This window comes from Glaciecola sp. XM2, assembly GCF_018595715.1.
In the GTDB taxonomy this organism is placed as follows: domain Bacteria; phylum Pseudomonadota; class Gammaproteobacteria; order Enterobacterales; family Alteromonadaceae; genus Glaciecola.
Window position 1 is genome coordinate 105,133 of record NZ_JAHEOJ010000027.1, and the last position, 26,082, is coordinate 131,214.

Annotated in this window: 33 protein-coding genes and 1 pseudogene; 28 read left to right on the top strand and 6 right to left on the bottom strand. The window is 43.5% G+C overall.

The window, feature by feature from the left end; genetic code table 11:
- Nucleotides 1-6 precede the first annotated feature (6 nt).
- The 3 genes and pseudogenes from KJ365_RS15250 (at nucleotide 7) to KJ365_RS15260 (ending at nucleotide 1,981) form a co-directional block, all read left to right on the top strand.
- Complete coding sequence (locus KJ365_RS15250) at nucleotides 7-267, top strand: RNA recognition motif domain-containing protein (RefSeq protein WP_214452538.1); 261 nt, start codon at nucleotides 7-9, stop codon at nucleotides 265-267.
- Nucleotide 268: 1 nt separating this feature from the next.
- Nucleotides 269-499, top strand: a pseudogene (locus tag KJ365_RS15255) (VF530 family protein); the annotation flags it as partial.
- Nucleotides 500-811: 312 nt separating this feature from the next.
- Nucleotides 812-1,981: an acyl-CoA dehydrogenase gene (locus KJ365_RS15260; RefSeq protein WP_214452539.1), complete on the top strand. Its 1,170-nt coding sequence runs from the start codon at nucleotides 812-814 to the stop codon at nucleotides 1,979-1,981.
- Here the strand turns inward: KJ365_RS15260 and KJ365_RS15265 are convergent.
- The 5 genes from KJ365_RS15265 to ubiD all read right to left on the bottom strand — a co-directional run bounded on the left by KJ365_RS15265 (nucleotide 1,978) and on the right by ubiD (nucleotide 7,138).
- The gene (locus KJ365_RS15265; protein ID WP_214452540.1) at nucleotides 1,978-2,463 is read right to left on the bottom strand and encodes a thioredoxin fold domain-containing protein; all 486 of its coding nucleotides are present in this window, start codon (nucleotides 2,461-2,463) and stop codon (nucleotides 1,978-1,980) included. The genes KJ365_RS15260 and KJ365_RS15265 overlap by 4 nt on opposite strands.
- 87 nt (nucleotides 2,464-2,550) lie before the next feature.
- The gene (locus KJ365_RS15270; protein WP_214452541.1) at nucleotides 2,551-3,339 is read right to left on the bottom strand and encodes a transporter substrate-binding domain-containing protein; all 789 of its coding nucleotides are present in this window, start codon (nucleotides 3,337-3,339) and stop codon (nucleotides 2,551-2,553) included.
- Nucleotides 3,340-3,410: 71 nt separating this feature from the next.
- Nucleotides 3,411-4,796: a M28 family metallopeptidase gene (locus KJ365_RS15275; RefSeq protein ID WP_214452542.1), complete on the bottom strand. Its 1,386-nt coding sequence runs from the start codon at nucleotides 4,794-4,796 to the stop codon at nucleotides 3,411-3,413.
- A 73-nt stretch (nucleotides 4,797-4,869) separates the two neighbouring features.
- Complete coding sequence (gene fre, locus KJ365_RS15280; protein WP_214452543.1) at nucleotides 4,870-5,565, bottom strand: NAD(P)H-flavin reductase; 696 nt, start codon at nucleotides 5,563-5,565, stop codon at nucleotides 4,870-4,872.
- Nucleotides 5,566-5,674: 109 nt separating this feature from the next.
- The gene (gene ubiD, locus KJ365_RS15285; protein WP_214452544.1) at nucleotides 5,675-7,138 is read right to left on the bottom strand and encodes a 4-hydroxy-3-polyprenylbenzoate decarboxylase; all 1,464 of its coding nucleotides are present in this window, start codon (nucleotides 7,136-7,138) and stop codon (nucleotides 5,675-5,677) included.
- A 174-nt stretch (nucleotides 7,139-7,312) separates the two neighbouring features.
- Here ubiD and KJ365_RS15290 point away from each other — a divergent pair, with 174 nt between their 5' ends.
- The 25 genes from KJ365_RS15290 to KJ365_RS15410 all read left to right on the top strand — a co-directional run bounded on the left by KJ365_RS15290 (nucleotide 7,313) and on the right by KJ365_RS15410 (nucleotide 24,841).
- Nucleotides 7,313-7,945 (top strand): tetratricopeptide repeat protein, encoded by a 633-nt coding sequence (locus KJ365_RS15290; RefSeq protein WP_214452545.1) that lies wholly within the window; start codon nucleotides 7,313-7,315, stop codon nucleotides 7,943-7,945.
- A 139-nt stretch (nucleotides 7,946-8,084) separates the two neighbouring features.
- Nucleotides 8,085-10,433 carry a ribonuclease R gene (rnr, locus tag KJ365_RS15295; RefSeq protein WP_214452546.1) on the top strand — a complete coding sequence of 783 codons (2,349 nt, stop codon included), beginning with the start codon at nucleotides 8,085-8,087 and terminating at the stop codon, nucleotides 10,431-10,433.
- Nucleotides 10,434-10,443: 10 nt separating this feature from the next.
- Nucleotides 10,444-11,199, top strand: coding sequence for a 23S rRNA (guanosine(2251)-2'-O)-methyltransferase RlmB (gene rlmB / locus KJ365_RS15300; RefSeq protein ID WP_214452547.1), 756 nt, complete (start codon nucleotides 10,444-10,446; stop codon nucleotides 11,197-11,199).
- Between the two features lie 192 nt (nucleotides 11,200-11,391).
- Entirely contained in the window at nucleotides 11,392-11,760 is a 369-nt protein-coding gene (gene rplN / locus KJ365_RS15305; RefSeq protein ID WP_124029309.1) for a 50S ribosomal protein L14, read from the top strand.
- Nucleotides 11,761-11,772: 12 nt separating this feature from the next.
- Nucleotides 11,773-12,087, top strand: a complete 315-nt coding sequence (rplX, locus tag KJ365_RS15310; RefSeq protein WP_214452548.1) for a 50S ribosomal protein L24 — start codon at nucleotides 11,773-11,775, stop codon at nucleotides 12,085-12,087.
- A gap of 17 nt (nucleotides 12,088-12,104) precedes the next feature.
- Entirely contained in the window at nucleotides 12,105-12,644 is a 540-nt protein-coding gene (gene rplE, locus KJ365_RS15315; RefSeq protein WP_214452549.1) for a 50S ribosomal protein L5, read from the top strand.
- A gap of 11 nt (nucleotides 12,645-12,655) precedes the next feature.
- Nucleotides 12,656-12,961: a 30S ribosomal protein S14 gene (gene rpsN, locus KJ365_RS15320; RefSeq protein ID WP_214452550.1), complete on the top strand. Its 306-nt coding sequence runs from the start codon at nucleotides 12,656-12,658 to the stop codon at nucleotides 12,959-12,961.
- 12 nt (nucleotides 12,962-12,973) lie between these two features.
- On the top strand, nucleotides 12,974-13,366 hold the full coding sequence (gene rpsH / locus KJ365_RS15325; RefSeq protein WP_214452551.1) for a 30S ribosomal protein S8: 393 nt from the start codon (nucleotides 12,974-12,976) through the stop codon (nucleotides 13,364-13,366).
- A gap of 13 nt (nucleotides 13,367-13,379) precedes the next feature.
- Complete coding sequence (gene rplF, locus KJ365_RS15330) at nucleotides 13,380-13,913, top strand: 50S ribosomal protein L6 (RefSeq protein WP_214452552.1); 534 nt, start codon at nucleotides 13,380-13,382, stop codon at nucleotides 13,911-13,913.
- Between the two features lie 12 nt (nucleotides 13,914-13,925).
- Entirely contained in the window at nucleotides 13,926-14,279 is a 354-nt protein-coding gene (rplR, locus tag KJ365_RS15335) for a 50S ribosomal protein L18 (RefSeq protein WP_214452553.1), read from the top strand.
- Nucleotides 14,280-14,288: 9 nt separating this feature from the next.
- Nucleotides 14,289-14,792 (top strand): 30S ribosomal protein S5, encoded by a 504-nt coding sequence (rpsE, locus tag KJ365_RS15340; protein WP_214452554.1) that lies wholly within the window; start codon nucleotides 14,289-14,291, stop codon nucleotides 14,790-14,792.
- A 6-nt stretch (nucleotides 14,793-14,798) separates the two neighbouring features.
- Entirely contained in the window at nucleotides 14,799-14,981 is a 183-nt protein-coding gene (gene rpmD, locus KJ365_RS15345; RefSeq protein ID WP_214452555.1) for a 50S ribosomal protein L30, read from the top strand.
- Between the two features lie 3 nt (nucleotides 14,982-14,984).
- A complete protein-coding gene (gene rplO, locus KJ365_RS15350) occupies nucleotides 14,985-15,419 on the top strand; it encodes a 50S ribosomal protein L15 (protein WP_214452556.1) in 435 nt (144 codons plus the stop codon).
- A 5-nt stretch (nucleotides 15,420-15,424) separates the two neighbouring features.
- A complete protein-coding gene (gene secY, locus KJ365_RS15355; protein WP_214452557.1) occupies nucleotides 15,425-16,732 on the top strand; it encodes a preprotein translocase subunit SecY in 1,308 nt (435 codons plus the stop codon).
- 32 nt (nucleotides 16,733-16,764) lie between these two features.
- A complete protein-coding gene (rpmJ, locus tag KJ365_RS15360) occupies nucleotides 16,765-16,881 on the top strand; it encodes a 50S ribosomal protein L36 (RefSeq protein WP_214452558.1) in 117 nt (38 codons plus the stop codon).
- A 142-nt stretch (nucleotides 16,882-17,023) separates the two neighbouring features.
- Nucleotides 17,024-17,380: a 30S ribosomal protein S13 gene (rpsM, locus tag KJ365_RS15365; RefSeq protein ID WP_214452559.1), complete on the top strand. Its 357-nt coding sequence runs from the start codon at nucleotides 17,024-17,026 to the stop codon at nucleotides 17,378-17,380.
- Between the two features lie 15 nt (nucleotides 17,381-17,395).
- A complete protein-coding gene (gene rpsK, locus KJ365_RS15370; protein ID WP_214452560.1) occupies nucleotides 17,396-17,788 on the top strand; it encodes a 30S ribosomal protein S11 in 393 nt (130 codons plus the stop codon).
- Between the two features lie 21 nt (nucleotides 17,789-17,809).
- Nucleotides 17,810-18,430 carry a 30S ribosomal protein S4 gene (gene rpsD, locus KJ365_RS15375; RefSeq protein ID WP_214452561.1) on the top strand — a complete coding sequence of 207 codons (621 nt, stop codon included), beginning with the start codon at nucleotides 17,810-17,812 and terminating at the stop codon, nucleotides 18,428-18,430.
- An 18-nt stretch (nucleotides 18,431-18,448) separates the two neighbouring features.
- Nucleotides 18,449-19,438: a DNA-directed RNA polymerase subunit alpha gene (locus KJ365_RS15380; protein ID WP_214452577.1), complete on the top strand. Its 990-nt coding sequence runs from the start codon at nucleotides 18,449-18,451 to the stop codon at nucleotides 19,436-19,438.
- Nucleotides 19,439-19,478: 40 nt separating this feature from the next.
- Entirely contained in the window at nucleotides 19,479-19,880 is a 402-nt protein-coding gene (gene rplQ, locus KJ365_RS15385) for a 50S ribosomal protein L17 (RefSeq protein ID WP_214452562.1), read from the top strand.
- A gap of 163 nt (nucleotides 19,881-20,043) precedes the next feature.
- The gene (locus tag KJ365_RS15390; RefSeq protein WP_214452563.1) at nucleotides 20,044-21,189 is read left to right on the top strand and encodes an N-acetyl sugar amidotransferase; all 1,146 of its coding nucleotides are present in this window, start codon (nucleotides 20,044-20,046) and stop codon (nucleotides 21,187-21,189) included.
- A complete protein-coding gene (locus KJ365_RS15395; RefSeq protein ID WP_214452564.1) occupies nucleotides 21,179-21,799 on the top strand; it encodes a glutamine amidotransferase-related protein in 621 nt (206 codons plus the stop codon). The genes KJ365_RS15390 and KJ365_RS15395 overlap by 11 nt, the downstream gene beginning before the upstream one ends.
- A complete protein-coding gene (locus tag KJ365_RS15400) occupies nucleotides 21,796-22,524 on the top strand; it encodes a HisA/HisF-related TIM barrel protein (protein ID WP_214452565.1) in 729 nt (242 codons plus the stop codon). Before KJ365_RS15395 ends, KJ365_RS15400 begins: the two co-directional genes overlap by 4 nt.
- Nucleotides 22,508-23,686 (top strand): adenine nucleotide alpha hydrolase family protein, encoded by a 1,179-nt coding sequence (locus KJ365_RS15405; protein WP_214452566.1) that lies wholly within the window; start codon nucleotides 22,508-22,510, stop codon nucleotides 23,684-23,686. Before KJ365_RS15400 ends, KJ365_RS15405 begins: the two co-directional genes overlap by 17 nt.
- Before the next feature lie 12 nt (nucleotides 23,687-23,698).
- A complete protein-coding gene (locus KJ365_RS15410) occupies nucleotides 23,699-24,841 on the top strand; it encodes a DUF4915 domain-containing protein (protein ID WP_214452567.1) in 1,143 nt (380 codons plus the stop codon).
- A gap of 57 nt (nucleotides 24,842-24,898) precedes the next feature.
- Here the strand turns inward: KJ365_RS15410 and KJ365_RS15415 are convergent, their stop codons facing one another.
- Nucleotides 24,899-25,693, bottom strand: a complete 795-nt coding sequence (locus KJ365_RS15415; RefSeq protein ID WP_214452568.1) for a hypothetical protein — start codon at nucleotides 25,691-25,693, stop codon at nucleotides 24,899-24,901.
- Between the last annotated feature and the right edge of the window lie 389 nt (nucleotides 25,694-26,082).

Consider the following 26,082-nt stretch of genomic DNA (forward strand, 5'->3'; position numbering starts at 1 on the left):
ATTTATATGAAACTGCTTATTCGCAATATATCAAGAGATACCACTGAGTCCGCTTTAAATGAATTGTTTAGCGAGTTTGGTGCTGTTCAATCGTGTAATCTTGTTATGGATAAACAAACAGGAAAGTCAAAAGGGTTCGCGTTTGTAGAAATGCCCAAAGGTGGTGAAGCGAAAGTTGCGATGTCCAAATTAAACAATACAACCTTAGATGGCGCTGTATTACGCGTGAAAAAAGCAGAGCAAAAGCCCAATGACGCAAAACAATGATATGGCAAACGACAACGAAGCCAGCAAAAACAAAGATCCTTTGCACGGCATTACCCTGCAACGCATAGTCGAGGATCTTGTTGAACACTATGGCTTTGAAGAGCTTGGCATGCGCATTAACATACGCTGTTTTACGCATGATCCCAGCGTTAAATCTAGCCTGAAGTTTCTGCGTAAAACCCCATGGGCGCGCGCAAAGGTAGAAAAGCTATATATCTTTACAAAGCAGCTCGGCGACTAATTGCTAGAGTGGTAAATACCCTGCTTGCAAAAGAGCAATGACAATGACCTCCTTTAAGCGCTTTCTCGCCATCTTTATTTGTTTAGCCCTAGCCATAATATGTTTCCGTTTAGGTGTCAGTTATGCGGCTATGCCGCTCATGGTGCTTGCTGGTGTGTTCGAAGTTGCATTTTGGGTATACGCATTCAAACGAAAAAAGCCAAAGCGCTGATATGGGGTACAAGGTACTCGGCTTTTAAAACGTTTTCAGCCATGTCATAGTGACACTAACAGCTTATTTATTTGAAACGAGTGACTCTGCATATGTTAAGCCATTGGCAAGATATTCTATTACTAGATTCACAGCTTACCGAAGAAGAGCGCATGGTTGCGACCAGCGCGAGAGAGTTTGCACAAAGCGAGCTTTTTCCCACTATCCTGTTGGCCAACCGCAACGAACATTTTGACACCAGCATCATGACTAAAATGGGAAAAGCGGGGCTGCTCGGCTCTACCATTAATGGATATGGATGCGCGGGAGTGAATTATGTTTCATACGGGCTTATTGCGCGAGAAATAGAGCGAGTAGACAGTGGTTACCGAAGCGCGATGAGCGTGCAATCCTCTCTAGTGATGCATCCGATTAATGCCTTTGGAAGCGAGGCACAAAAAGCACACTTTTTACCTAAACTGGCAAGTGGCGAGTGGATTGGTTGTTTTGGTTTAACTGAGCCCGATGCTGGCTCAGACCCTGCCGGCATGCTAACCACCGCGACAGAAACCGACGATGGATTTTTGCTCAATGGCAGCAAAATGTGGATCACAAACTCACCTATCGCAGACGTTTTTATCGTTTGGGCAAAGCTTGCTAGCAACCAAGAAATAAGAGGCTTTATCTTAGAGCGAGGGATGCCTGGGTTATCCACACCTAAAATAGTCGGAAAACAATCTTTAAAAGCATCCATCACCGGCGAGATTGTGATGCAGGATGTCAGCGTGCCAAAAACCGCAATGCTGCCGAATGTAAAGGGACTAAAGGGACCTTTTAGTTGTTTAAACATGGCTCGCTATGGCATCAGCTGGGGAGTGATGGGCGCCGCAGAATTCTGTTGGCATAAAGCGAGAGAATATGGGTTGGAACGTAAGCAATTTAATAGGCCGCTTGCGCAAACACAGTTATATCAGACCAAACTTGCTGATATGCAGACTGATATTGCACTTGGTTTGCAAGGAGCATTAAGACTCGGGCGACTGATAGATGAGCAGAGCATGGATCCGGCGATGATATCTATGATGAAGCGCAACAACTGCTCAAAAGCGCTGGATATTGCGCGAAAGGCGAGAGACATGCATGGCGGCAACGGCATCAGTGATGAGTTTCATGTTATCCGGCATATGATCAATCTAGAAACGGTTAATACCTATGAAGGTACCTACGATATCCATGGCTTGATTATGGGGCGCGCTCAAACTGGCCTTCAAGCGTTCTTTTAATTTCCTGTAATATCCGCAACGGGTCGTGAATATGCATGAACGACCTTTTGCAAGTTAGCATTGTATGCTTGTGCATCGAAGGTCAAAGGCATTTCAGTCATTCGCTGGCCGTCTTGGTCAAACACTAACACGCGTGGGAAGCCTGTTAATCCATATTGTTTGGCGAACATTTCACCTTGAGCGCTATCGTGTTCAATTTTCACCAACACAAAGTGGGAATCAATGGTTTCAGCCACCTTTAGGTCAGCGTAAATTTGACTGTCGAGTTTGCGACAGCTCGGACACCAAATCGCGGAATAATCTGCAATGATTAATTTATTGTGTGCCTTTGCTTGGTCAAGACCTACCTGAAGGGTGTGTACTTCGATCGGAATATTAGCGCGTGCCTGTTCGCCAAGATACGATTGCACAAAGCGATTGCCAAAGTAAATCAGTGAAAAAACAAGAAGGGCTGAGCCCGGTTTGATTAAGAAGCTTTTCATACTTGCACGTCATTTATTATCCTTGCGAATAAAGACCTGCTAAGCGGCAGAAATCTTACAATATCCACCGCGTTTATCACGTATTGTTTACCAGCGCTTGAGAATATCCTCATACAGCGCTTCATCTAAGGTGCTCGGTGCGCTCTGATCAGGCAAATAAATATTGTCATATTCGTTGCTAGTTTTAAGGTTTTGGATACCTTCATTGAGTGCGTTTATCACACTCTGCGCATTGGAAAAATTAGTGCTCATACCCAAGCTTATATCGACCACAAAAAGCGGTTTAGACGAGATGTACAAGGGTTCTTCATCAATCGCGACAAGGAGTTTGTTCATTTCATCAAGCATCACTTTATCCGCCACAATATAGTTCACGCGCTGCCCTGCGAGCTGTTGCATATTGCCGATAAAATCTGGTGATCGAGCCCAGTTAACCGCGCGTTGCGATCGCACTTGGTCGGTGTTGGCAAAGCGATTCTCCATGCCCACTCGCTTGCGATAGAGTTGATCAAGTCTGTTCATGCTAGCGGCATCGGCATCGGTGGAAGCAACGTGCAAATTTACTTGAGCATATGTTTGTGAATATACAAATCCACGCTGAGGATCATTGAGTGAGTAGTGGTCGATGTAACCATCAAATTGACCGCTACGTAATCCACTACCGGACCAAGCCTGAGTGGTCGCCGTAATGCTATGAGGCGTATCTTTGAGCGCCGCCGCAACTAGGGCTGAAAGCCGAGATGGTTGGTTATTATCATTAATAAAGGTTTCTACTTTATTCCCAACTAAGTTAACTTCGTCAGCATGCACAAACGCTGTCGCGCTTATGCTGATCAATGCGGCACCTATCGCACATTTAAACCACTGCTTTATCATTTATAACCTCTAATTAATATGTCATAGCTTAAAACGTACTTTTCGTCTGAATGGATTACATCTACGGTCGCTTATTCGCCAAATGCACCCGCTGGCCCAGGATAAACGACCGGGCTCTCATGTCCGTCGGTACTTACACTAGCAACACCGAAAAAGTAGTTGTCGATAACAATATTTTCGAGGGTAAATTCAGTTACATTGCCCACATAACGACTAAATTGCCATTGCGGTGCGTCTGTTAAACGCCAATAGATTTTATAACCTTTAAGCTGAGGGTTTTCATCTTGTGGTAATGCTCCCCAGCTTAGTGTGGTAGAAGGTTGCACGGCACCACTAATGCTGACTTCAATAGGGGGCTTTGGTGCCCACGCCATAGACGCCAGTGATACAGCGTTTAGACCGGTAAGTTTGGCCGCGTAATCAAAGTCCACGCCGTCTATAGTATCACCATATACAATGCCATCTTCGGTACGTAAATCTTGATGCTGGCGGTTATAATTTTCATTCGTTTCCATAATGCGCACGCCTGGGAACGCAAGGTCATTGAATGGTCGATGATGCCCTCCGCGACGGAATCGGTCTAGACGATAGACGACCATAGTATCTAGATTTTCTATATAGCGGTCTGCCATCATGTCAATGTATCTGGCAAGGTTGCGGCTAGGTGAATCTACTTCACCGCCGGTAAAACGTCGTAAGTTGGCCTCTTGTTGTGTTTCTTGTTGCCGTGTTCCTTCAGCAAAAATTCTGGCCGTTGTGTTGTCGATAATGCCATTCACGCCTTCGATATTACCGATCATATCGTTATTTAACACGGCTTTGAGTTTCCAATCTTGCGCCTTTGCATATTCAGCCAATATACGCCCGCCGAACAAACCTTGCTCCTCACCCGCTAGGGCGGCATAAACAATACTGCCGTTGAAGGTATACTTAGAAAGTACTCTTGCCGCCTCGAGGGTGCCAGCAACTCCTGATGCATTATCATTTGCACCGGGCGCATCATCGGTGTAATTCATAATGTCGCTTACCCGAGAGTCGATATCTCCGCTCATCATCACATAGCGATTAGGATCGGTGCTGCCTCGTTGGATAGCAATCACACTTACAACTTCTACAGGGTCGGGTATTCTTCGCTCCCCAGATATGACTTCAGATTGATAAAACACTTCTAAACATCCGCCACAATCTGCAGAGATTTTATCAAATTCTGCTTTTATCCAGCGTCTTGCAGCGCCAATGCCACGCGTGTCTGATTCAGTTTCTGATAGCGTATGGCGGGTGCCAAAACTGACTAGCGTCTGAATATCTTGCTCAATATTTTTAGCCGAAACCGCCTTTGCAATATCATGTAGCTTCGCCTGATCTTCATACGTTAAGTTATCCTGTCGTGCTTGAGCAGAAGTAGATAACAAGCCAAGAAGAGTGATTGTGCTAATGTGCAGAAAGAAACGTTTCATATCGAGACCTCAAATTCATGTGGTATATAGAGTGAGCAAAACCATTACGCCATGCTCATCAGTAGCAATAACCTTATATGAAGGCAAAAGCGTCGCCTAGCATGTTCTCTGGCAACAGACCTAGTGGCAACAAATCATCCTTGATTACTTTGGCCATTTCAAAACGGCCGGCAACATACACTTGTTTGTTGCTAAACTCTTTAACGTCTTGCATGACTGCGTTATGCACGATCCCGCGCTTGCCTGCCCAGCTATCATCGGGATGTTCTACCACAGGAATATAAGAGAATGTCGAGTGAGCGTCAGCTAGTGCTTGCAGTTGAGGCGTTTCATAAAGATCAGTTACTTTTTTCCCTCCCCAATATAGGCAGACCTTACGATTGGGTTGGTTTTTCAATATGTCTAACAAGATGGATTTGGTATATGAATACCCAGTGCCACCGGCAATCAAAATAGCGTCGAGCGAACTTTCTTGCAAGTAGGCTGTACCGTGAGCAATTTCTAGCGTCAGTGCATTGTCTTGCTCTAGCTTTTGCATCACCTCGTAAGCATATGGGTTAGCAGGTGTCGCACCAATATGAAGTTCTATCACATCAGATTGATAAGGGGGATTTGCAATTGAAAATGGACGTTTATCTTGTGCGCCCATTACCACCTGTAAATATTGACCGGCCTTAAAAGATACCGCAGTGTCAGGTTGCAAAAGCACCTTGTACACATAAGGCGTTAGTTGCTCTTTGCTGAGCAACTGAGCTTGGGTGACTATCATGTAATTCCTAATTAATGTGCTGTATTGAGTATTGTTTATTGCAGCAATAAGAACGCCAGTGGCGCCCTAATTGATTGTTCGGCAGCTTGTTAAATGCTGCTCTTTTCATTTATATGCCTAACTCGTCCCAAATCGCGTCAACTTTATCTTTGACCGCTTGGTCCATGATAATTGGAGTACCCCACTCTCGGTCCGTCTCTCCGGGCATTTTGTTGGTGGCATCTAGCCCCATTTTAGAGCCAAGTCCGGAAACAGGTGATGCAAAATCCAAATAATCTATAGGAGTGTTTTCAATCAAGGTTGTATCACGCGCTGGGTCCATGCGCGTAGTGATTGCCCAAATCACGTCATTCCAGTCGCGAGCGTTGACATCATCATCACATACTATCACGAATTTGGTATACATGAATTGTCTCAGGAATGACCAAACACCCATCATGACGCGCTTGGCGTGTCCAGGATACTGTTTTTTCATGGTCACAACAGCCATTCTGTAAGAGCACCCTTCTGGGGGAAGATAGAAATCAACAATTTCTGGGAACTGTTTTTGTAAGATGGGCACAAAGACTTCGTTAAGTGCAACACCCAAAATTGCCGGTTCATCCGGTGGGCGTCCCGTGTAGGTGCTGTGATAAATAGGGTTATCTCTATGGGTAATATGCGTAATGGTAAACACCGGAAATGAATCAACTTCATTATAATAACCGGTATGGTCTCCATATGGCCCTTCATCTGCTACTTCATCTTGTGCGATGTAACCCTCAAGCACAATTTCTGCGCTTGCAGGCACTTGCAAGTCATTAGAAATGCACTGCACAACTTCGGTTTTGTCTCCACGTAGCAAACCAGCAAAAGCATATTCAGACAATGTATCTGGGACAGGTGTTACTGCTCCTAAAATAGTCGCAGGATCAGCTCCTAAAGCGACCGAGACGGGATATGGTTCACCCGGGTTCGTTTGACACCATTCTCTGAAGTCTAACGCACCACCTCTATGAGATAACCAGCGCATGATGATTTTATTCTTCGCGATAACCTGCTGACGGTAAATCCCTAAGTTTTGGCGTTTTTTATGTGGACCCCTAGTAACTGAAAGCCCCCACGTAATAAGCGGTGCTGCATCACCGGGCCAACAGCGCTGGATAGGTAGTTTATAAATATCGACATCATCGCCACTAATAATGTTTTGCTGGCATGGCGCTTTTTTTACAACTTTTGCAGGCATATTTAATACTTGTTTAAAAACAGGTATTTTACTCACCAAGTCTTTTAAGCCTTTTGGTGGCTCAGGTTCTTTTAAAAACGCCAAGAGTTTGCCAACTTCACGGAGCGCTTCTACAGAGGTTTGGCCCATACCGAGTGCAACACGCTCTGGGGTACCAAATAAGTTCGCCAGCACGGGGATATCGCTACCTTTCGGATTTTCAAAAAGTAATGCTGGACCACCAGCGCGCAATGTACGATCTGCGATTTCAGTCATTTCCAAATCGGTGTCAATTTCCATCGTAATACGCTTGAGCTGGCCTTGCTTTTCTAGCTGCTCAATGAAATCTCTTAAGTCTTTATACTTCATGTTTATAACGGTCTCTTGGTGCGTAAATCAATCGTCTTGGCGGTCTGCATTGATTTAACAATGCGAGCAGAATGAAATATATTACATGAATTTTGCGATAACCGTTTAATCCCTTAATGAATTGTTTCTAATGCCGATACCATATTAATCATGATTGCGCTTGTGGAGCTAACTATGTCCAGACTATTTTTTACCCTCATTATCGGTGTCTTACTGACGCTATCTTGTGCAGGCAATGCTCGCGCGCAGCAGCTAGAAGCTGTGCAATTGTATTCACAGGATGACCTTATCAAGCTGATTAATAAAAATGAACACTTACAACGAGTGGTCGCTGACCGCTGTCAACTTGTGCAAGACATTGAAGCCCGCGCTGATATTATGCGTGTGCCGGCCTATCAATTCTTATGGGGTGATATGTTGGCGTGGGGTGTTTGTGTTGAAGAAAACCCTGTGCAAGGTATTCACTATATCCAACAAGCGGCTAACCAAGGACTACCAGCAGCTTTAGAGCAATTAGGCCGCTATCACGTCAGAGGCATTTTGGTTCAAGAGGATAAAAAGCGCGCGGTGATATATTTACGTGAAGCCTCTGCATTAGGCAGCTTACAAGCACAACTTCAACTTGCTGAACTATTTATAGATGGTTATGGCAGTCCCTATGATTTTGAAGATTTGTATCATTGGCTTTACAACGCGGTGACCAGTGATTCAGGTATGCATCAAAAAATCGCCAGTTATATGCGTGAACTTGAATTTTTAATGCACCCTAAAGCGGTCAGAACGGCACGTAGACCTCTTAGCGATTAAGGGTTCTTGCAGGGCTAAAAGCCGCAGATGACCATTGCGGATTATACAAAATAAAAATTGTTTTGCTGATCAATGAACGCTTCATTTGTTCTGCTGTTATACTATGCGCAAAATAACAGCAATATATTGAAAATACTGAATGAGTAAAGACCCGCATTTTGCGCGTGAAAAAGAAAAATATGAAAACCCGGTAGCAAGCCGAGAATACCTACTGAGCATTTTAAAAGAAAATAAAGCGCCGCTCTCGTTTCTTGAGATTTGTCAGATGGTAAAAGCTAACGACGAAGACAGTCGTATTGGCATACAACGCAGACTTCGAGCCATGGAGCGAGAAGGTCAAATCGCGTTTACCCGCGAAAAAAAATATGAAGTACAAAAGCAAGCTGAGTTAATTAGAGGCACGGTCATCGGGCATAGAGATGGCTTTGGCTTTTTGAAGCACTCCCTCACGGAAAAAGATTATTTTATCCCTGTACACCAAATGGCGACTGTCATTCATGGTGATGTGGTTGAAGGTACTATCGATGGGCAAGATCGCAGGGGCCGAACGGAGTTTCGTGTCAATCGCGTTATTGAGCCACGCCAGGAAGCGATTGTAGGCCGGTACTACGTAGAGCAAGGTGTGGGCATGGTCATTCCAGATGACAACCGCATTTGCCACGAAATCATGATTTCTGAAGGTAACGATAAAGGTGCTAGGCAGGGTAATGTTGTGGTAGTTGAAATCACGCAGCGTCCTCGTCGGCACGTCAGCGCCATAGGTAAAGTAAGCGAAGTACTTGGTGAGCATATGGCTCCAGGTATGGAAATTGAGACTGCGCTGCGTAATTTCGAAATTCCTCATCAATGGCCCAAGAGCGTTGCCAAATCGCTAGAGTCTTTAACCGAAGAGGTGCCTGAAGAGGCAAAAGAAGGGCGTATCGATTTGCGTCAGTTACCTTTGGTGACGATAGACGGAGAAGATGCTAGAGACTTCGATGATGCAGTTTATTGCCAGCCTATAGAAGGTGGTGGTTGGCAGCTGTGGGTAGCCATTGCTGATGTAAGCAGTTACGTGCGAGTTGGCACTGCGCTTGATACCGAAGCGCAAAATCGCGGAACCTCTGTTTACTTTCCCGAAAAAGTCATTCCTATGCTGCCTGAGGTGCTATCAAACGGATTATGCTCCTTAAACCCTGAAGTCGACCGTTTGTGCATGGTTTGCGAAATGAGCATCGACAAGCGCGGCAAGTTAAAAGAATATCAATTCTATGAGGCAGTGATGCGCTCTCACGCCCGCCTTACCTATCAAAAAGTGTGGCATATATTACAGGGTGATGAGACCCTTATTGAGCGCTACAAACCTCGTGTTGATGATTTGCACCATCTGAATGACTTGTTTGGCGCCTTGAAGTTGGCAAGAACCGGCCGTGGAGCCATTGAATTTGAGACTCAAGAAACTAAGTTTGTATTTAATGCTCAACGTAAAATAGAAAACATCGTTCCGCTTATCAGAAATGATGCACACAAAATCATTGAAGAATGCATGATTATGGCCAATGTTTGTGCGGCGCAGTTTATTGAAAAGCACACCGCAGAAGCACTCTTTAGAGTGCATGACAAGCCAGATGAAGATCGCCTTCTGACCTTTAAAAACTATTTACGAGAAATTGGCATTGAGTTCACCTCCGGTGACCAACCTTCGCCTCATGAGTTTACAAAAGTCATCCACAAAACGGCTCATCGCTTAGATAAAGAATTAATCCAAACGATGTTATTAAGATCCATGAAGCAGGCGGTTTATGACGGAAACAACATTGGGCATTTTGGCTTGGCGCTAGAGGCCTATGCGCACTTTACCTCACCTATTCGTCGTTATCCTGATCTGATTGTGCATCGGGTGATTAAAGCCATCATTAATAAGGTAAATGGTAACAAAGGGTGCAAAGGCGCGAAATTTTACACCGAAGATGAAATATCACAGCTTGGTGAGCAATGCTCGGTTGCTGAACGACGGGCAGATGATGCGACACGAGACGTATCTGATTGGTTAAAATGCGAGTTTATGCAAGACCATGTGGGTGATGTTTTTGATGGCGTTGTGGCGTCTGTTACAAACTTTGGTTTGTTTGTGCGTTTGAATGATTATCATATAGATGGTTTAGTGCACATTACATCGTTAGCATCTGATTTTTATCGCTATGATGAAGTAAAGCAATGTTTGGTTGGCGAAAGTTATGGCCTGACATACCGCTTAGGTGACCCGCTAAAAGTCAAAGTGGCAGCTGTTAATTTAGACGAGCGCAAAATTGATTTGATTTTAGATGGTATGCCCGCCATTACTCGCAAGTTGAAAAGTGGAAAGGGCAAAACACGCGGTGATAAAGAGAAGGGCGCAAATAAGCCAAATACGCAAAAACCACCTCGCGCTTCAAAATCTAAGGGGAAACGTAAGGCTGGGACAGACAATAAGCGAAACAAAAGCTCGCGCAATAAGCCAAAGCGATAGGAGTATTTAAGTGGCGCAACACGAGTATTTATATGGGTTACACACCATCGCGGCGGTTTTAGAGTCAGAACCTGAGCGGTTACTAGAAATCATGATCGCAAAAGGTCGAAATGACGACAGAATCAACCAGATCGTTAGTCTCGCACGCAAACAGTCTATTGCCGTTCAGTTTTGTCAGAGAAAAACCCTGGACGATAAAGCGAAAGGAGAGCAACATCAGGGTATTTTAGCGCGTGCGAAGCCTGCCAAAGTTCTAAATGAAGCCGATTTAGATCGTATCGTGGAGCAACAAACCACGCCGTTTTTTTTGGTACTTGATGGCGTGACTGATCCGCATAACCTAGGCGCGTGCTTGAGAAATGCCGATGCAGCGGGCGTGCATGCGGTGATTGTTCCAAAAGACAACTCGGCTTCTATCACTCCAGTAGTAAGAAAAGTGGCCGTTGGCGCAGCTGAAACAATACCGTTGATTCAAGTTACCAACCTATCTAGAACACTTAAGCAACTGCAACAGGCAGGCGTTTGGGTTGTAGGAACAGCGGGTGAAGCCCAACAGTTGATTTACGAGTGCAAACTCAATGGTGCAATTGCCATTGTGATGGGCGCTGAGGGCAAGGGAATGCGAAGATTAACCCGAGAAACGTGCGATGAACTGGTGAAACTACCTATGGCGGGCACGGTTTCAAGTTTAAACGTGTCGGTTGCATCGGGCATTTGCTTGTTTGAAGTGGTGCGACAGCGGTCTTTAACTGCCAAAAAATTGTAATTTACGCCCTATTTTTCTTATTTCTGAAATTATCTGCTTTTAAAGCTAAATTAAACTACACGTCACCATCCTTTTCTGTTATAGTTTCGCGCCCTTTTTGTAGGGGTATGGTCTATTTTTCTCAGTTTTTTGAGATTTTATAGCAGCTTAGCGGCTCGAAAGAGTCATAATTTAACAGCGGAGCACTAACTAATGATCCAAATGCAAACTAACCTGGATGTTGCCGACAACTCCGGCGCTCGCAGGGTTCAGTGTATTAAGGTTCTTGGTGGCTCGCATCGCCGTTATGCACATATCGGTGACATCATCAAAGTTACTGTCAAGGAAGCAATTCCTCGCGGTAAAGTAAAAAAAGGTGACGTTCTGAATGCAGTGGTGGTGCGTACTAGGAAAGGCGTTCGTCGAGCTGATGGTTCTACTATCCGTTTTGATAACAACGCAGCTGTTTTGCTTAACGCAAACAAGCAACCTATTGGTACGCGTATCTTTGGCCCGGTCACACGTGAGCTTCGTGGAGATAACTTCATGAAAATCATTTCTTTGGCCCCAGAGGTACTATAAGGAGTCACGATAATGGCTAATAAAATTCGTCGTGATGATGAAGTAGTCGTATTAGCGGGTAAAGACAAAGGAAAGCACGGAAAAGTATTACGTGTTGTGAATGAGTCTAACCGCGTTTATGTAGATGGCGTTAACGTTGTCAAGAAACACCAAAAAGGAAACCCGCAAGCGGGCGAGCCTGGCGGTATCATTGACAAGGAAGCTTCTATTCACGTTTCAAATGTAGCGATTGTTAACTCGGCAACGGGTAAAGCAGATCGCGTTGGTTTCCGTTTTGAAGATGGTAAGAAAGTTCGTTTCTTTAAGTCTAACGGCGACTTAGTTTAAATTTATTGGAGAGTACGATGGCGAAACTGCATGATTTCTACAAAGAAACAGTAGTAGCTGAACTTGCAAAGCAGTTCGGGTACAAAAGCGTCATGCAAGTCCCTCGGATTGAAAAAATCACCTTAAACATGGGTTTAGGTGAAGCAGTAGCGGATAAAAAAGTGCTAGAGTCTGCGCAAGCAGACATGGCCGCTATCGCTGGTCAAAAACCAGTGGTAACCGTTGCTAGAAAATCTGTAGCGGGTTTTAAAATCCGTGAAGGTTATCCGATTGGCTGCAAGGTAACCCTACGAGGCGACCGCATGTGGGAATTCTTAGAAAGACTTATTTCTATCACAATTCCACGTATCCGTGACTTCCGTGGTCTCAACCCGAAATCTTTTGACGGTAGAGGCAACTACAGCATGGGTGTGCGCGAGCAAATCATCTTCCCTGAAATCGATTTCGATAAAGTGGATAAAGTGCGCGGTATGGATATTACTATCACTACCAGTGCTGAAACTAACGAAGAAGCGCATGCATTATTAACTGCATTCAACTTCCCGTTTAGAAAATAAGGTGTAGGGTTATGGCAAAAGAATCAATGAAGGCACGCGAAGTAAAACGTGCCAAGCTGGTTAAGAAGTATTCAGCTAAGCGCATTGCGCTAAAAGCAATCATCTCAGATGTGAATTCTTCTGAAGAAGAGCGTTGGGACGCTGTTCTAAAGCTACAACAACTTCCACGTGACTCAAGCCCATCGCGCAAGCAAAATCGCTGCCGCGTAACGGGTCGTCCACATGGTTTCCTACGCAAATTTGGTCTTTCTCGTATTAAGCTTCGTGAAGCTGCAATGCGTGGCGAAGTCCCTGGCCTTAAAAAAGCCAGCTGGTAAGGAGTAGCAAATATGAGCATGCAAGATCCAATCGCAGATATGTTTACCCGCATCCGTAATGGCCAACAAGCCGCTAAAGTTACGGTGACGATGCCTTCTTCAAAAGTACGCGTGGCAATTGCCAAGTTACTTGAAGCAGAGGGTTATATCGGAGGATTCAGTGTTGAAGAGGGCGTTAAGCCAACTCTAGAAGTAACATTGAAGTATTTCGAAGGTAAAAAAGTAATTGATACAATCGAACGAGTTAGCCGTCCTGGTTTGCGCATCTACAAGAAAAAAGATGAGCTTCCAAAGGTAATGGGTGGACTTGGGATTGCTATCGTGTCTACCTCAAAAGGTGTGATGACTGACCGTGCAGCGCGTAACGCTGGCATGGGTGGTGAGATCATCGGTTATGTAGCATAACGGGGGAAATGATATGTCACGTATAGCAAAGTCTCCTGTAACCATCAAAGCTGGCGTAGAAGTAACTATCGCTGGCCAAGAAGTTACAGTTAAAGGAAAAAATGGCACCTTATCACGCGTAATTAATGACGCCGTTGAAGTGGTCCAAGAAGAGAATGAACTTAAAACAGTACCTCGTGAAGGCGCTGTTAACGGTTGGGCTCAAGCTGGAACTGCTAATTCGTTGTTAAATGCAATGGTAATTGGTGTAACCGATGGTTTTGAAAAGAAACTTCAACTTAATGGTGTTGGTTACCGTGCACAAGCACAAGGTAGCAAACTAAACCTAACGTTGGGCTTTTCACACCCTGTCGTCTACGAAATGCCTCAAGGTATTACAGTAGAAACTCCTACGCAAACTGAAATCGTTGTCAAAGGCAGTGATAAGCAGGCTGTAGGTCAGGTTGCAGCTAACATTCGCGCTTATCGTCCACCAGAGCCTTACAAAGGTAAGGGTGTTCGTTATGCAGATGAAGCTGTGCGTCGCAAAGAAGCTAAGAAAAAGTAGGTAGGTGATACGATGGATAAGAAATCAGCTCGCTTACGTCGCGCTACGCGTGCTCGTAAGAAGATCAGTGAGTTAGCTGTTAATCGCTTGGTTGTAAACCGTACACCGCGCCACATTTACGCTCAGTTAATCGCTCCAAGTGGTTCTGAAGTAATAGCGTCAGCTTCAACTGTTGAAAAGGACCTTAAAGGTGCTTTAAAAGCAACAGGCAACGCAGAAGCAGCAGCGGCAGTAGGTAAAGCGATCGCAGAACGTGCTATCGAAAAAGGTGTTAAGCAAGTTGCCTTCGATAGAAGTGGATTTAAATATCACGGTCGTGTGAAAGCACTGGCTGATGCCGCGCGTGAAGCCGGTCTTCAGTTCTAGGAGTTAATTATGGCTAAAGTAGAAGTTCAACAACAGGGCGACCTGTTAGAAAAGCTCATCGCTGTTAACCGTGTATCAAAGGTAGTTAAAGGTGGTCGTATCTTTAGTTTTACCGCACTAACGGTTGTCGGTGATGGCAATGGCCGTGTTGGGTTTGGTTATGGTAAAGCACGTGAAGTTCCAGCTGCTATTCAAAAAGCAATGGAAAAAGCGCGTCGTAACCTAGTCAATGTTGACCTAAACGGAAACACACTTCAGCATCCTATTAAAGGACGTCATTCTGGTTCTAAAGTTTACATGCAGCCTGCCTCTGAAGGTACGGGTATCATCGCTGGTGGTGCAATGCGTGCAGTTTTAGAAGTAGCCGGTGTACAAAACGTTCTTTCTAAATGCTACGGATCAACTAACCCAATCAACGTTGTACGCGCAACAGTGAATGCTTTGGTAGAGATGAATTCTCCAGAGAAAATTGCTGCGAAACGTGGGTTGCCGGTTAATGAGATTTTGGGGTAATCGAACATGGCTAATACGATTAAAGTAAAGCAAGTTAAAAGTTCGATCGGGCGTTTGCCAAAGCACAAAGCTACTTTAGTAGGTTTGGGTTTGCGCAAGATTGGACATGTTCGTGAACTAGAAGATACCGCTGCAGTGCGTGGTATGATCAACCGTGTACATTACATGGTTGAGGTCATTGAGGAGTAAGAGATGAGATTAAATACGATTGCTCCCGCACCTGGAGCTAAAAGCGCACCAAAGCGAGTTGGCCGTGGTATCGGCTCTGGTTTAGGTAAAACCGGTGGTCGTGGTCACAAAGGTCAAAAGAGTCGCTCTGGCGGATCAGTTAAGCCTGGATTTGAAGGTGGTCAAATGCCTATCCAGCGTCGTTTACCAAAATTTGGTTTTACGTCGCGCAAATCTTTTGTAACTGACCAAGTTACTTTAAGCGAAATTGCTAAAGTCGAAGGTGATGTTGTATCGCTTGATACTTTGAAAGCAGCAGGTCTTGTCAAAAAAGAAATGCAGTTAGTAAAAGTCATCAAAAGCGGCGAAATCAATCGTGCTGTTACAGTTAACGGTTTGAAAGTCACTAAAGGCGCATTGGAAGCAATTAACGCTGCTGGCGGTAAAGTAGAGGAATAACCTAAATGGCGAAACCAGGACAGGGTTCAAGTGGCGGCGGTTTAAGCGAATTACGTTCGCGTTTACTGTTTGTGCTTGGCGCAATAATAGTATTTAGGCTTGGGTCATATGTGCCCATCCCTGGTATCGATGGTAACGTGTTGTCTCAAATATTTGAGCAACAAACGGGGACTATCGTAGGCATGTTTAACATGTTTTCTGGTGGTGCTCTTGAGCGTGCCTCGGTACTAGCATTAGGTATCATGCCATATATCACTGCATCTATTATTATGCAGTTATTGTCTGTTGTGCATGAACCTTTCAAGGAATTAAAGAAAGAAGGTCAGTCTGGTACACGTAAGATTAGCCAATACACACGCTACCTTACATTAGTGCTTGCAACATTCCAGTCCATTGGGATTGCGACCGGTCTTCCACAGCTAATTCCAGGCCTAGTGCTAAATCCTGGCATCGGTTTTTATTTTACAGCTATCGTGAGCTTGGTAACCGGAACCATGTTTTTAATGTGGTTAGGTGAACAAATCACTGAGCGTGGTATTGGTAATGGTATTTCGATTCTGATCTTTGCTGGTATCGTAGCGGGTCTTCCTACTGCGATTGGGCAAACTGCAGAGCAAGCAAGACAAGGGGACATTAACCTACTATTCTTGTTTATATTGGCAGCTATTATCATTGCATTGACTTACTTAGTTGTTTTTGTAGAAAGAGCGCAACGTCGTATCGTTGTTAACTACGCAAAACGTCAACAAGGTAGAAAGGTATTTGCAGCACAGAGTTCTCATCTTCCCTTGAAGGTGAATATGGCGGGTGTAATCCCACCAATCTTTGCGTCAAGTATCATTCTTTTCCCTGGGACTTTGTCGGGTATGGTTGGACAAAATGAATCACTTTCATTTTTGACCGACGTCTCTTTGGCATTATCTCCAGGCCAGCCTTTGTATGTCATGTTGTATGCAGCAACTATTATTTTCTTCTGCTTCTTTTATACGGCATTAGTTTTTAATCCACGCGAAACAGCTGATAATTTAAAGAAATCTGGCGCATTTGTTCCCGGGATTCGTCCAGGTGAGCAAACATCACGTTACATCGATAAAGTGATGACTAGGTTGACCCTAGCTGGTGCTCTCTATATTACCTTTGTTTGTTTAGTGCCTGAATTCTTATTACTGTGGTTTAACGTTCCGTTTTACTTCGGTGGTACATCGCTACTCATTATATGCGTAGTGATTATGGATTTCATGGCGCAGGTGCAGACCCATTTGATGTCACATCAATACGGGGATGTTCTTAAGAAAGCTAACTTAAAAGGCTAAGGCCTTTTGTTAGCCATTTACGGAGTGATGTTATGAAAGTTCGTGCATCCGTTAAAAAGATTTGCCGTAACTGCAAAATCATCAAGCGCAACGGTGTTGTTCGAGTGATTTGTGCAGCTGAGCCGAAGCATAAGCAAAGGCAAGGTTAATCTGAAAAACATGGGTCTTTTGTCGCTGTGTTGCTATTCATAGTATCGCAGCTCATTGGGCCTTAATTTGCAATTTAGTTGTCGGGTAAGTATCCTAACGGGCTTTTTAGGCTGGCAACAATAAATTAGAGGAGTGCTGTTAATGGCCCGTATCGCTGGCATTAACATTCCTGAACACAAGCATACGGTAATTGCGCTACAAGCCATTTTTGGTATTGGTGCAACCCGTGCAAAGGCGATTTGCGATAATGCAGGTGTGTCAGAGTCTACCAAAATTAAAGATTTGGATGAGACTACAATCGACAAACTTCGTGATGAAGTTGCTAAATTCACTGTAGAAGGTGATTTACGACGCGAAGTTTCCATGAGTATAAAACGTTTGATGGACCTAGGTTGCTTCCGTGGTATTCGCCACCGTCGCAGTTTACCTCTACGTGGTCAGCGCACTAAAACAAATGCGCGTACCCGTAAAGGTCCTCGTAAACCTATCAAGAAGTAAGCGAGGGATATAACTATGGCTAAAGCACCAGCACGTAGCACGCGTAAGCGCGCAAAACGTCAAGTCGCAGACGGTATGGCTCATATCCATGCTTCTTTTAACAATACAATAGTGACGATTACCGATCGCCAAGGCAATGCACTTGCTTGGGCAACATCTGGTGGTTCTGGTTTCCGCGGTTCGCGTAAATCTACTCCTTTTGCTGCACAGGTTGCCGCAGAGAGAGCAGGTGTTGCGGCGCAGGAATACGGTCTTAAGAACATTGAAGTGTTCGTAAAAGGTCCAGGTCCAGGTCGTGAATCAGCTATCCGAGCGCTTAACGCAACTGGATACAAAATCACTAATATTACCGATGTGACGCCTATTCCACACAATGGATGTCGTCCACCGAAAAAACGTCGCGTATAGACGAACAGTTGGAGAAAGATCATGGCTAGATATTTGGGTCCAAAACTCAAACTAAGTCGTCGTGAAGGAACCGACTTGTTCCTTAAAAGCGGCGTAAGAGCAATTGACACAAAGTGTAAAATTGAAACAGCTCCTGGTCAGCATGGTGCCCGTCGCGGTCGCTTGTCTGATTATGGTGTGCAATTGCGTGAAAAGCAGAAAGTACGTCGTATGTATGGCGTATTAGAAAAGCAATTTAGAAACTACTACAAAGAAGCAGCTCGCCTGAAAGGTAATACAGGTGAAAACCTGTTGCAGTTACTTGAACAGCGTCTCGACAATGTGGTTTATCGTATGGGTTTTGCAAGCACACGTGCAGAAGCGCGCCAACTTGTAAGCCATAAAGCGATCGTTGTTAACGGACATGTGGTTAACATTCCTTCTTTCAACGTAAAGGCTGAAGACGTTGTTTCTGTTCGCGAAAAAGCGAAGAAGCAAGCACGTATTAACGCGGCGCTAGAATTAGCAGACCAGCGTGAAAAGCCGACTTGGTTGGAAGTTGATAACAGCAAGTTGGAAGGCACATTTAAGCGTGTACCTGAAAGAGAAGACTTGTCTGCAGAAATTAACGAGCAGCTGATTGTCGAACTTTACTCTAAGTAAAATAACTAAAGAGGATACATTGTGGGTTCAGTGACCGAATTCCTAAAGCCAAGATTAGTAGAAATTGAAAACGTTTCTCCTACTCGTGCAAAAGTAACACTCGAGCCATTAGAGCGTGGCTTTGGCCATACTCTTGGCAACGCACTACGTCGTATTTTACTCTCGTCAATGCCTGGTTGTGCAGTGACTGAAGTAGAAATCGATGGCGTTCTACATGAATACACCGCTAAAGAAGGTGTTCAAGAAGACGTTTTAGAAATATTGCTAAACCTTAAAGGATTAGCGGTAAGTCTAGAAGGTAAGACTGAAGCAACTCTTACTTTAGTTAAATCAGGTGTAGGTCCGGTAGTCGCTGGTGATATACAGCATGATGGAGACGTTGAAATTATCAATCCTGATCATGTTATTTGTACCTTGACTGGTGAAGCTGAATTAAGCATGCGCATCAAGGTCGAAATGGGTCGTGGTTATGTGCCTGCTTCAACTCGTCGTTCCTCTGAAGATGATGATCGTCCTATTGGTCGTTTATTGGTAGATGCTTCATTCAGTCCAGTAGAGCGTATTGCTTATTCAGTTGAGTCAGCACGTGTTGAACAACGCACTGATTTAGATAAGTTAATTATTGATATGGAAACTAACGGAACTTTAGATCCGGAAGAGGCCATTCGTCGCTCAGCTACTATTCTAGCTCAGCAACTAGATGCTTTCGTTGAATTACGTGACATCTCTGTTCCTGAAGCTAAAGAAGAGAAGCCAGAATTTGATCCTATCCTCCTTCGTCCTGTTGACGACTTGGAGCTTACGGTTCGTTCGGCTAACTGTTTGAAAGCTGAAGCTATCCAATACATTGGTGACTTGGTGCAACGCACTGAGGTTGAGCTACTTAAAACGCCTAACCTTGGTAAGAAGTCTTTAACAGAAATAAAAGACGTTCTAGCATCACGTGGTCTTTCTCTAGGCATGCGCTTAGAAAACTGGCCACCAGAGTCAATCGCTGAAAAAGATTAATCAGGTTTATTTAAACTGATTTGTAAAGAAGGAAAGAGCTATGCGCCATCGCAATAGTGGTAGACAGTTAAATCGCAATAGCAGCCACAGACAAGCTATGTTCAAAAACATGGCCGGTTCTTTGGTCAAGCACGAAGTTATTAAAACTACGTTGCCTAAAGCGAAAGAGCTTCGTCGCGTAATTGAGCCTCTTATTACATTAGCGAAACAAGACAGTGTCGCTAACCGTCGCCTTGCATTTGCAAGAACGGGTGATAAAGAAGTTGTTGGTAAACTATTTAACGAACTTGGGCCTCGCTACGACGCGCGTCCAGGTGGTTATAGCCGTATCTTAAAGTGTGGTTTCCGTGCCGGAGACAATGCACCTATGGCTTATGTTGAATTAGTAGACCGTCCTGTTGTTGAAGCAGAAGAAGAAGTAGTAGAAGCAACAGAAGAATAAGCAATTATTCAAAATTAAAAAACCCGAGCTAGTCTCGGGTTTTTTTATGCTTGCTATTTGGCTGGTCTGATTATTGCTAGTGAAGAGGCAATGTAATACTGAGCGTCGAAAATGTGACGTCTCAGCTGCGGCTCTAATCGACACTGAAGCAAAACCGAGAACCATGAAATACTGTAAAGCATGTTTGACTACAGATCTAAGACCAAACTCGTCTTTTAAAGACGGAGTGTGTATTGCATGTGAGTATTCTGAGCAGGTAAAGACTCAAGACAGTGCATTTCAGGTAAAGCTTGAGCTATTAAAGCAAGCTATAAAACGAAGTAGAGGAAAGCAGGCTAACAAACAGGCTTATGACTGCATCGTAGGCGTAAGCGGTGGCAAAGACAGCACGCGTCAGGCTCATTGGGTCAGAGATAGACTTGGTTTGCGCCCGTTATTAGTATGTTGCGCATATCCCCCGAAACAAATGACACAAGTTGGCGCGGACAATCTATCAAATCTGATTTCAATGGGCTTTGACCTAATTACGGTAACGCCCGCGCCGACCACATCACAACAGCTTGCATTGACCTCTTTTAAAGAGTTTGGAAATGTATGTAAGTCTACCGAAATGTCATTATTTTCAACTGTCCCAAGAATTGCTATTGAACTGGGTGTTAACACCATTTTTTGGGGTGAAAATCCCGCTTTGCAAATGGGTGATAGTGCTGTTGAGGGATTTGATGAATTTGACGGCAACAATTTGCGCAACCTCAATACGCTAGTTGACGGCGGCTATAAGTGGTTAGAGCGGGCTATTAGTGAGCCCTATAAGTCTGAACATTACTTTTATCCTGAACAGATACTATTTGAGAAAAAGCACATCAATATTTTCTACCTCGGCCCAGCATGGGATGATTGGAGCAACGAAGATAATGCCACCTATGCCTCTTTAAATGGGTTGACGTTACGTCCAGGTGACGAAAATGATACAGGAGACATCTCTAACGCATCAATGCTGGACGAAGAGTTTACTAACATCAACATGATGATTAAGTATTTTAAATTTGGCTTTGGAAGAACCACCGACATTGTTAATGAACAAATTCGAAATCATGAGTTAACCCGTGAACAAGCCATAAAAATAGTAAAACAATATGATGGCGTTTGTTCCGACCGGATTATTAAGAGGTTTGCAGATTATGTCGGAATATCCGTTTCTCAGTTTTGGGATATCACCAATACGTATGTGAATAGCGATATCTTTCATATTAAAAAGGGCGCTCGTCCTATTCCTAAATTTCAAGTAGGAATTGATTATGTATCTTGATATTGCTGATCTTGGCTTTGGCAACCTATCTTCGATTCAACATTGGGTGAGTCTAGCGAACATTAAAACACGTCTTGTTGATTGCCCCACTAAGTTATCGTCTTCGACTCTTTTGTTACCTGGCGTGGGTTCAGCTGGGTCATATCTGTCCCGCTTACGCGAATTAAAGTTTGATGATGCAGTGCGTGAGCACGTTGATAAAGGCGGCCGCCTCATCGGAATTTGTCTAGGTTTTCAAGCTATGGCGAAATTTACTGAAGAGGATTCAGGGCAAGTTGGACTTAGCCTGATTGATGCTGATGTTATTAAAATGACCGAAGTGTTTTCGAACAATCAGTGGCACGCATTTAGTTTTGATAAACGGGTATTACAGGTAAATGGCTATCCGTGTGATTACAAACGTTCTAAGAAAAGAAAACTAAGCGGACGAGTATTTTTTAATCATGAGTATGGTGTAATTAATCACGATAAAGAAGCTGCCACTGTCCCGATAAACAACGCATTATCTCGCTACAGTGGTTTAATCGTGAAAAATAACATCTTAGGGATGCAATTCCATCCTGAAAAAAGTCAGCAAACCGGTGCTGAACTAATACGAATGATTTTGTGAGTGAACAAATGAGAATCGGCACGAGCTTACTTTTGCAAAATCAAAATTGTGTTCAGTCATATGGCTGGGAGTTATTGCGCCCACTAGGCGACGCAGATACGGCGGTTTCTGCATTAAGTGAATATGCATGTGACGACATTAGCTTTATACGAATTGCTCGAGGTGATGATTGCTTAGCTGAGTTTACAAAAGACCTAGATGTCATCAGGCAGCTTAAGTGTTCAACCCCCGTCGCTTTTGGCGGAGGGCTGCGCTCCATCACGCATCTTGACTTGCTTCGCGGTCTTCCGATAGAAAGGCTTGTGTTTTCTTCTGCCTTTATTACAAAGGATGTCCAATTATTGAAACATGCACAGGAGAATTTTGGGCGTCAGTCCATCCAGTGTTTATTGCCAGTTAGTGCGCAAGCAGATGAGTTTGAAGTGTTTTGCTGCAATAAAAACCGGTATATAAAACTCATCAACCTAGACTTTGATTTTATCTCAGAGTTTGCAAATGAGATTATTCTATATGATACCCGCCATGACGGATGTGCATCGGGTTTTGATGCAAGGATACTAAATGCAGTGCCTATATCACCCAATAGGTTAGTACTAACCGGCGGTATTGGTAAAGCTGAAGTCAAATGGGCCAAGAAACTTAGGGCCGCAGGGGTGTTAATCGACAACAAGACACTTCACCAAGAGTCTTCAATTGCGGGGTATCGTTATGCCGCAAGAATGTAATAGCTGTCTGTACGATGACAAACATCCTTTTGGAATGGCGTTTAAAGACAGAACATGCCTTGGTTGTTTGACGCATAAAGAAAAACAAACATTAGATTGGCAAGCACGCAAAGATAAACTTATTCAGATAACCCACAAACTAAAGCGTCATTCGAAAACATATGACTGCGTGGTGCCCGTTGTTGGGGATGCTGAAGATTATTTTACCGTCAATGAGGTGCTAGATTTAGGGTTAAGGCCACTCATTGTCTGCGTGAACGACTATTTTAAAAATGACATTGCTTGGCACAATCTACATAATTTGATCACGCATTTCGACGTTGACTCATTTGTTTTTAACCCAGATATGAATGTGTACAAAGAGTTGGTCAAAACCTCTCTTCGTAAATATGAGCATGTTTTGCTCCCTTTTTTACAATTGCATACTAGCTTTCCAGTTCATGTTGCATATGAACGCAAAATTCCAATGATCATTTGGGGGCAGCATCAAGCCATTGAGCAAGTGGGTAAGTTCTCACATTCGGATGAAGTTGAGATGTCGAAATGGAGTAGGCAACAGCATGATATCTTCACCGTCGATATAGATAAATTGATGGGAAATGGCGCACAAGTCCAACAACGCTATGTAAATTACTATCGTTATCCAAATACACAAGCATTACAGAAGCGCGGCACGACCGGTCTTTACCTTAGTAACTACATCCCGTGGGACCCGTTAAAGCAAAACTACAATGCCTTAACCTATGGCTTTATTCCGCAGCGGCAGATCGCTACTTTTGATATATATGACCGAGCTGGCAGCTCAATCTATTACGACTTACATGATTTGTTGAAGCTTAAACGAGTAGGATATCGTAAATGCGTTGATCATTTGGTACGAGAAATACGTCACCAACGCATTAAACCAACTCATGCTCAAACCTTAGCAGATCATTACATGAATACCCCCGTAAACATTAAACCATTCTTTAATTGGCTCGGCGTGACCAGCAGCGGTTACGAATGGTTTATTGAACATAAGTTATCTGGTATGAAGCATTTATTGTCTAAAGAGCCCCTTTCAGAATCTGTAAAATTAACAAAGAAGATATCTGATTTGCTCGTCAATGGAGAGTCTCCTCAGCGAAGCTTTATACTATTTGGTAAAGGCATAGACATTTAATATGGAATCAATATGAAAAAAAGCATCGTTTTATTTGGTTGTGGTCACGTGGCTGAAAAACACCTTAATCTGGTTCCCGCGTTTATTGTTGATAATAACCCTGACCTTATTGGGACACAGTTTCATGACATTGAAATAAAGTCGCCAAGTATCCTAGCTGGGAATGCTGACGATTATGAGGTGATTGTTTGCACAACATCAGTATCAGAAGTGAAAAGCCAGCTTGAATCATATGGCTTTACATGGGGGCAAAATGCAAAAGTTGCCTTGCTATTAAGTGAACGCATGGAGATGGCTGATTTAGAGGACACGGCCTTTCGCTTTTTGCTAAGCAGTGGTTTACCTTCTTCTGCTGAGACTTTCTCAGGTGGAGGTATATACCTAATTGAAGAATCCGATAACTTCCCAAATGCAACTAAACTATATGAGGGAAATACTCATGGTTTGATCCGGCACGAAGAGGGGTACGCCTTTTCGAGCCAAGGAGAGGGCATTATTTTCTTAAACGAATCATTTGAACTGACAAACAAAATTTCCTTACACTCAGCACTTCGCCCACATGGAATAAGGCAATACGGAGACCTTTGGGTCCTAGCGTCCAGTTATCATGACTCTATTGTAGGTGTAGATAAAAATGGGAATGAGATATTTGAATACCCATTTAGTAAAAAACGCAGTGATTATCTAAGCGCGCAACATCATTGCAATGATTTATTTATTGTTGGTGATTATGCTTACGTATCTATGTTTTCAATAACCGGCAATTACAAACGAAACAGCTTTGATGGTGGCATCCTTGAGATCGATTTAAGAAACGGCGAAATGCAAACGTTGATTGATGGCCTAACAATGCCCCATAGTGTCACTTGTGATGAACAAGGCTATAAGGTGTTAGATTCATTTAAAGGAACGTTGTTAGCCGATAACTTTCAGGTGAAAGCAACCTTGCCAGGCTTTGTGAGAGGATATGATGCTGATTCAAAATATTATTACTTAGGTGAAAGTAAAAACCGAAACTTTTCTCGATTAAATCCCGGGCGAACACCCGTTTCAATCGACTCTAGAATAACGATTATTAATAAAGACTTCGGATTTAGCCGCTCCATCCCACTACCTAAAAAGGTGTCAGAAATTCATTCACTGATCAAGTTATAGTGGCAACGCGGCGCGTTACCATTTTCTTTGTACTAAGAGGGTATCGCTGGACTAAGCTTATTGTGAATAGTGTTTTTGTATCAATGCCAACACATCTTGCTCTTCTAGACCGCCTTTAACGGCGCTCTCCTTGAGTAGATCTGAGTCGATGTTCCGTTCGTGAGCTAATTGAACAAGTCTATCTATGGCATCTGGATATTGCGCTAACTGTTCTACTGAAACGATGATCATTTCTTCAGACTGTGCGTCGTCTCCTTCAACCGTAGCAAGCAACGCATCTAAAACATACTTACCGACAAACGGCACTTCTTTTATTGTTGTTACCAATATTTCCATCGTTTTGTTTGGAAACGCATTTACAAGTTTTTGTGCAATTTGATCAGCCGAATCTGGCTGTGCTAATACTGCCGTTTTAACAATTTCATTGAAGTATTCAGGTGAATAGTTGCACGCTGCATTAGTTGCAACACCGGCATAACTTGGTTCAGCGTTAACCGCAATCTCAACTATCGCTGTTGGCTTAGCAACGTTGTGCTCGTTTGCTAGCATAATAATCTCATCAACAAACGTTGGATTGGTCGAAACGCTAGCGGTAATTATTTCTTGATAATCTTCGGGGTACGCTGCGAGCGCTATGGACACAAACTCTTTTGTCTTATCGGGATATCTAGTGAGTAATGCTCGAAGAGCGTCACTTACAGAACGATTATTGCTTACTTGCGTTTTGAAGAAATGAATAGACTTTTTACTGGGTTCTAGGATGTTTTGAAGTTCGTCATCTACGATTGTGTTAGACGCAAAGCCATGTGTTGCGAAGGCAGAAAGGATACATGCTATGTATAAACGTTTCATAAAAACTAACCTTAGAGTACTCATTAAGTGACATACATTATTTATTATCGGCAAACTCCTTTTATGCCTAAAAGTTAACTTACGCTGATAGGCAAAAAACACAAGTTAAGACAGGTATGAATATGTGACTAATAGTATGTTGAAAAACCCTGCAGCTTTCCTTAGCCTCAAATAGACATCGCATATTAAAAATAGTTCATAATTAGTTACAAATTTGTAAAAAAAGTAACAGCGGAAAATATCTATCTTTTTACGAACAAATGTATTGACAAAAATTATCAATGGCGTAGTATTCGCATCCCGCTTGAGAGACACTCGATGTGCTTAAGTGGCAACGAACGAAAGTTAGGTTGCACTGCTCTTTAACAATTTATAACAAGACAATCTGT